General features: G+C 66.7%; 2 protein-coding genes and 2 pseudogenes. 1 reads left to right on the top strand and 3 read right to left on the bottom strand.

Annotated elements, in window-relative coordinates; translation table 11 throughout:
• A pseudogene (locus tag FNJ47_RS43795) lies at positions 1 to 478 on the top strand (hypothetical protein); the annotation flags it as partial.
• 159 nt (positions 479 to 637) lie between these two features.
• Here FNJ47_RS43795 and FNJ47_RS43790 read toward each other — a convergent pair.
• The 3 genes and pseudogenes from FNJ47_RS43790 to FNJ47_RS43780 all read right to left on the bottom strand — a co-directional run.
• Positions 638 to 2,104 (bottom strand): glycerol-3-phosphate dehydrogenase, encoded by a 1,467-nt coding sequence (locus FNJ47_RS43790; RefSeq protein WP_163162702.1) that lies wholly within the window; start codon positions 2,102 to 2,104, stop codon positions 638 to 640.
• Between the two features lie 300 nt (positions 2,105 to 2,404).
• Complete coding sequence (locus tag FNJ47_RS43785) at positions 2,405 to 3,970, bottom strand: ABC-F family ATP-binding cassette domain-containing protein (protein WP_165446135.1); 1,566 nt, start codon at positions 3,968 to 3,970, stop codon at positions 2,405 to 2,407.
• A 309-nt stretch (positions 3,971 to 4,279) separates the two neighbouring features.
• Positions 4,280 to 6,833, bottom strand: a pseudogene (locus tag FNJ47_RS43780) (sensor domain-containing protein); the annotation flags it as partial.
• Between the last annotated feature and the right edge of the window lie 80 nt (positions 6,834 to 6,913).

Genomic DNA, 6,913 nt, shown 5'->3' with positions numbered 1-6,913 from the left:
GGGAGACGCCAGGGAGAAGGCCGATCTCGGCCCGGCCTTCGGTCCTGAGCTGACCGGCGCGGAGGTACGCCATCTCATGCGCAAGGAATGGGCGCGCTTTTCCGACGATGTGCACCAGGCGCTGGTCGCTGCCACGACCAACAACGATGCGCTCCAGACGCGGCTGGCCGAGATGGCGGCGCGCGACGCCGATGGCAAGCTCGCGCCCGGCCCCGCCGCAATCGGCCTCGGCCGAGGCGTTGCCGCCTTCGCCGCCGGCGACCATGAGGGCGCCGTCCGCATCCTGGCGCCGCTGATGCCCGAGCTGGTGCGGATCGGCGGCAGCCATGCGCAGCGCGAATTGTGGGAGGACACCTTCATCGTCGCCTGCCTGCGCGCCGGGCAAGGCCGGCAAGCCACGAGCCTGATCTCGGAGCGGCTGCATCGCCGTCCGTCCAAGCGTGACCTCGCCTGGTCGCAAGAAGCGGCAAGGCAATAGCCGCTGTTTGCGCTGTTCTCCTTCCCCCTGAAAGGGGGAAGGTCGGGATGGGGGTCAAGCCGCAGACACCGCTGCTCGCCGAGAGAGCAGATCCCCGCCCGCTTTGCTCTTGCGAGCAAAGCGACCTCCCCTTTTCAAGGAGAGGTTTGAGAATCGCGCTCAATCCACCTTCGCCATGAACGCGGCAAGCGCATCGCGATCGGCTTGCGGCATGGTCAGCCCGAGCTTCGAACGCCGCCACAGCACATCGTCGGAAAAGCGCGCCCATTCCTTGCGCATGAGATGGCGTACCTCCGCGCCGGTCAGCTCAGGACCGAAGGCCGGGCCGAGATCGGCCTTCTCCCTGGCGTCTCCCAGAACATCCCTGACGTTCAGCCCATAGGCGGCCACCAGCCGCCGCGCCTGTCCTTCGCCGAGAAATCGCCAGCGATCGCGGGCGATGTCGACCTCGGTTTCGAAGCGCTGCCAGGCGAATTCGCCGCCCGGCAGCGGTGCCGTTGCAGTCCAGCGCGGTCCCATCGGATAGAACCGCGCGAACTTCGCGACCGCCCGCTCGGCCCGGCGCCGCGACGTTGTGACGTCGCCGCCGAAGATCGTCAGCAGCGGCGCCTTGCCGCGCTTGAAATCGACCGACACCGCACCATCGCGTCGACGCCAGCGCGCCGATGCGACGACGGAATTAGCGCCTGAGACCGTTCGCAGCACGTCGGCCGGCGTGATCTGCTCGCGAAAGTAGCGATTGGCCGCGTCGCAGAGATAGGCCACCTCCCGCACATCCATCGCGACAATGGCGGGATCGCCCTTGAAGGCATGGCTGATGCTGCCGATCAGGGTGAAGTCGCGCTCATAGGGACTGGCGAAGATCAGTTGTCCATCGGTGTTCTGGAACGCATAGACGTTGTCGCAGTCGAACAGGCGGCGCACCACGATCTGGCTGATCTGCACGGTCGCGAGCTGCGGCACAGGCACGCGCAACACGGTGTCGGCGACCGAGGCGGTCCAGGCGCCGGTCGCGTTGACCAGCGACCGCGCCGTGATCACCTGCCGATAACCGCGATCGATCGCGATCAGCCGCCAGGTCTCGCCACGCTCGGCCCGGGTCACGCGCGCGCCGGTGCGGATATCGGCGCCGCGCGCCGCGGCGTCGACCGCATTGAGCACGACGAGCCGGGAGTCGTCGACGACGCAATCGGAATATTCGAACGCGGTTCCGAACGGCCGCTTCAGCGCATTGCCGACCGGATGGTGGGTGACATCAAGCGTCGTCGAGCGCGGCAGGCCGCTGCGGGATGCCAACCGCTCGTAGAGCAGCAGCAACGTCCGCAATTGCCACGGCGGCCGCTCCCCGGCATGCACGGGGATCGCGAAGCGCGCCGGCCGCACCAGATGCGGCGCAATGCGCAGCAAGACGTCGCGTTCCCTGAGCATCCGACGAACGCGGAAGAACTCGCGCCGCTCCAGCCCCGCCAGATCGCCGTGGACCAGCCGCGGCGATGCCTGCGAGGCGCCGGAGCCGAGATCGCCCTGCTCCAGCAGGATCACGCGCAGGCCGCGGCCGGCCGCGTCACGCGCAATGCTCGTGCCGTTGAGGCCACCGCCGATGATCGCAACGTCATAGTCCGCCATGCCCAACGCCTATCGCATTTGCATGCGAACGGAATATGTGCTCGCGGAAAAAATGCGTGACCGCGCCTAAAGCGCGATGAGATTAAGTTGAGCAGCGACCGCGACGCTGCGCTCCCTCTCCCCGTTCTTACGGGGAGAGGGTTGGGGTGAGGGGCCGTGTCCGCGTACACGGTGATAGCTGCATTTGCGGAGACTCCCCCTCACCCGGAACGCATCTAACGATGCGTTCCGACCTCTCCCCGCACGCGGGGCGAGGTGAAGCGGGGTCCGCCGCGCGATTGGAGGCAAAGTCATCTCGTTCTAGGTCGCCGATGCAAAGAACTGTTCCGGTCCATCGACCTCGATCAGGTTCTTGCCTTCGATCACCCAGAACCGGTTGGCCACCGTCCGCACGAACTGGCGGTCGTGCGACACCAACAGGCAGCTGGCCTGCTGCTCCATCAGTTCCTCCTCCAGCGCCTCCTGACCCTCGATGTCGAGGTGGTTAGTCGGCTCGTCGAGCAGATAGAAGTTCGGCTGGGTCAGCCGAAGCACCAGCATGCCGAGCCGGGCCTTCTGCCCGCCCGACAACCGCCCGATCGGGCGGCCCTGCATCTCGATCGAGAGGCCGGCACCGGCGAGCAGGCCGCGCGCACGCTGATCGCCAACCTCGAAGCGCCGCGTCAGCATGCGCATCGGCGTGTCGCCATCTGCGAGATCGGCCAGCGCCTGATCGCAATAGCCGAGCACCAGCGACTCGGTGGCCCTGATTTCGGCCATTGCCGCCTCCGGGCGCTCGATCGCCAGCCGCAGCGCCGCGACGAACAGGGTCTTGCCGGCGCCGTTCGGCCCGAGCAGCGCGATCCGGTCGCCCTTGCAGATGAACTGCTCGCTGATCCTGAACAGCAGCCTGCCGTCGGGCGCGGCGATCGCGGCGTCATTCAGCCGGATCAGAACCTTGGCATGGGTGTCGCGGTTGGCGAGCCTGATCGTGCCGGCCGAGCGTTCCATGTGCGCCGGTTTCGCGGCCTCCTCCAGTCTCTCGGCGCGCTGCTTCAGCTGCCTGGTCTTCGACAGCAGAAGGTCGCTGCCGGAATTGATGCCGAGATTGTTGAGCTTCGCGGCCTGCTGCCGGAGTTGCCGGACGGCCTTCATGTCGCGCTGACAGCGCCGCTCGTCCGAGGCATCGAATTCGTCGACCGCCGCGCGCGCCGCGCTGTAGGGCAACGCGAACAGCTGCGACCGTTCCGGGCGCAGGAACAGCGTCCGGTTGGTGGTCGCGTCGAGAAAGGCGCGATCGTGGCTTGCGATCACCACCGGCATCTCGCGCGGCAGCGCATTCAGCCAGGCCTCGAGCCGACCGATCTTGGCGAGGTCGAGATGGTTGGTCGGCTCGTCGAGCAGCAGCACATCGGGCTCGGTCACCAGCACGCGGGCGAGCAGCGCAAGCCGCAGCCAGCCGCCACTCAGTTGCTTCAGCGGTCTCGCCCACAGCTCCTCAGGCACGTCGAGCGATTGCAGGGCGACGTCGACTCGCCAGCTCTCGCCCGCGCGTTGCTCGGCGGGAAGCGCCTCGAGCACGGCGGCATGGAACGGCTTATCCATCAGGCTCGGCGGCGCATCCTGCTCGACATGGCCGACGGTCAGTCCGCGCAAGCGGGTGATGTCGCCTTCATTGGGCTCCATGCTGCCTGCGATACAGCGCAGCAGCGTGGACTTGCCGCGGCCGTTGGCGGCCACGAGCCCGATCCGGTCGCCGGCATTGACGACAAAATTGAGTTCGGAAAACAGCGGCGCGTTCAGCGTCACGCCGAGATTGCGGACATTGATGAGGGACACGATCAATTCTCTGGTCTTGCCGGCGATCACGGCATCATCCCGAGGCATCCAGCCATCATCGGATGTGCGTGTCTAAGCGCGGCGAGGGATTCAAGTGCAGGCGCGAACGCTCAAACGTTCGACGCCGCACGGCCACGATGGGCAGACCAGGAAGAGATTTTAGCCGAGTTTCCGGTCAGCCCTGCAAACGCATTTGCAGGGCGTTGACGGGGCCACGCTTGAGGTGGGGATCAGTGAATCTCGCCACGACGCAGCCCTCCTTTCTCGGCACGAAAACGATGTGGTGGTTCGAAGGTAACCGGACGTGCAAGGGATGGCAAGCACGGCCGGCGGGCCGATCCGACGGTTCAGGCCGATTTACCCGGCTCTGCGCACGGTTTCAGCAAGCCGGTCGCCGCCGACCAGCGCGGCAAATTGACCGATCGGGGCCGGCCGGCCGATCAGATAGCCCTGCACCGCGTCGCAGCCTTCTTCGGAGAGGAAGCCGAGTTGCGCCTCGGTCTCGACGCCTTCGGCGACGATCGACATTTCAAGGCCGTGGCCGAGATCGATGACCGCGCGCACGATCGCGGCCGATTGCGGATTGCGGCCGAGATTGATGACGAAGGCGCGGTCGATCTTGATCTTGTCGAACGGAAACGCCTGCAGATAGCTCAGCGAGGAATAGCCGCTGCCGAAATCGTCCATCGAGATGCGGACGCCGAGCGCCTTCAGCCGCCGCAGCAGCGATAAGCCGCGGTCGAAATCCTCGATCAGCACGCCTTCGGTGATTTTCGAGCTCGAGCCGGTCGGGCGTCAGCCCGGTCTCGAGCAGGATCGAATGGACGAGGCCGACGAGGTCGCCATGGGTGAATTGCGCCGGCGACAGGTTGACCGCGACCTGCATCGGCACCGCCCAGGAGGCCGCCTCGCGGCAGGCTTCGCGCAGGATCCATTCGCCCATCTCGACGATCAGGCCGCTTTCTTCCGCGAGCGGAATGAAGTCGCTCGGCGGCACGAAGCCGCGCACCGGATGGTGCCAGCGCGCCAGCGCCTCGAAACCGATGATCTGGCTGCTCGCGACGCTCCCGCCCGCCGCCGCCTGCGGCTGGTAGTAGAGCGACAATTCGCCGTTCTTGATCGCGACCGACAGTTCCTGGTGCAGCACGCGGCGATCGCGGATCTGCTGGTCCATGTCCGGCTCGAAGATCGAGATCGTGCCGCGCGACTTCGCCTTGGCGCGGAACAGCGCCGCGCCGGAATTGGCCAGCAGCGAGGCCGCGTCGGACCCGTTGTGCGGAAACACGGCGATGCCGGTGGTCAGCCCGGTCCGCACCGACTTGCCGTCGATCGCGAAATCCTCACCCAACGCCTCGGCGGCCTGCTCGGCCAGCGCGATGCCGGCAGCGGGTTGCTTGCCGTCGATGATGAGGCCGAATTCGTCGCCGGACAGCCGCGCCACCACGCCGCCGCGCGCCACGGTCTGCAAGCGCTGTGCGACCTCGATCAGCACCTTGTCGCCCATCGCATGGCCGTAGACGTCGTTGATCTCCTTCAGCCCGTCGAGGTCGACGCAGAGCACGGCGAACTCCTCGTCGGTGCCGTCGCAGGCCTCGATCATCTGGGTCAACGCCTGCAGGAAGGCGGCGCGGTTCGGCAGATCGGTCAGGCCGTCATGATAGGCCATGTGCGCCATGCGCGACTCGGTCTGGCGCCGGTCGGTGACGTCCTCATGGGTCTTGATCAGATATTGCGGCTCGCCATTGTCGTCGAGCACGGTCATGCGGCGGGTCAGGAACAGCCGCAGGCCGTCCTTGGTCGAGATCGGATGCTCCTCGGCGATCATGCTGCGCTTCCTGATCGCAGCCTCGTCGCGGGCGATGATCAGCTTGGCTTCGCGCGCGTTGAAGATATCGGAAGCGGTGAGGCCGGCGGCGTCCTCGCGGCGGCGATTGAGGATCGTCTCGGCGCTGCGGTTGGCCAAGAGGTAGCGGCCGTCGGTGACGCGCTGCACGATCAGCGAGACCGGGATGTTGTCGACCACGAGCTCGAGGAATTTCTTGTTGTTCTCGAGCTCGCGCGACAGCGAGCGGCGGTCGGTGACGTCCTCGAACAATGCGATCAGGAATTCCGGCTCGCCGGCTTCGTTGCGGGCGATCACCCGGTTGGACGCCAGGATACGCTTCTCCGAGCCGCGCTCGACGAAGAACTCGCTGCGGTGATAGCCTTCCGGCGCGTCCAGCGCTGCGCGGTCGGCGGTGTCGATGCTGAGCGCGGTCTCGGGGCGGAAGATCTCGTCGGCGCGCTTGCCTACGATGTGGTCGCGCGAGAACCGCGAGAAGCGCTCGAACGCGCGGTTGGCGAAGATGTAGCGGCCGTCTTCGATGTTCTTGGCCGCGACGCAGACCGGGACGTTGTCGAGCACCGACTCCAGGAATTGCGTGGTCGAGGCGAGCTTGCGCGACAGCTTGCGCTGGTCGGTGCAATCGAGATGGGTCGCGACCGAGCCGCCGTTCGGCAGCGGAAAATATTTCACCAGCACCGACCTGCCGCCCGGCAGTTCGGTGACCAGCCCCTCGGACAAAGCGGCCCGGGCAAAGAAGTCCTCGGCGCTGACGTCGAGCACGCCGCGGTCGCGGCGCAGCTCCAGCAGCTCCGTGCCGGTCATGTTGCGCCTGATATCGGAACGCGACAGGCCGTAGATGTCGAGATAGCGGTCGTTGCAGAACACGATGCGCTCGCGCGCATCGGTCATCACCACGCCCTGGTTCAGATGATTGAGGGCCGACGACACGAAGGCGTTGCGCCGCAATTGCGCGCGCTTGGCCTTGCGCAGGGCCGAGAGGACCCAGAGCCCGATCGCGCCGAGAAAAGACGCGACCACCACGCTGCCGATCAGCAGCTCCCAGACCACGCAGGGATCGAGGTCACCGCGCTAGGTCGACCGCGCGAAGGCCTCGCACGCGGCGCGGGCGGCACAGCACGGCAGCGCGGCAGCGCGCCTGCAGAGCT

The sequence above is a fragment of the Bradyrhizobium uaiense genome (assembly GCF_010811875.1).
Taxonomy (GTDB): Bacteria; Pseudomonadota; Alphaproteobacteria; order Rhizobiales; family Xanthobacteraceae; genus Bradyrhizobium; species Bradyrhizobium uaiense.
The sequence above is the reverse complement of the archived record's forward strand: the minus strand, read 5'-3'. Positions and strand labels throughout refer to the sequence as shown.

Excerpts from the sequence above, each read along its gene's own strand:
- FNJ47_RS43790 (WP_163162702.1), bottom strand. The coding sequence starts at position 2,104 with ATGGCGGACTATGACGTTGCGATCATCGGCGGTGGCCTCAACGGCACG.
- FNJ47_RS43785 (WP_165446135.1), bottom strand. The coding sequence starts at position 3,970 with ATGCCTCGGGATGATGCCGTGATCGCCGGCAAGACCAGAGAATTGATC.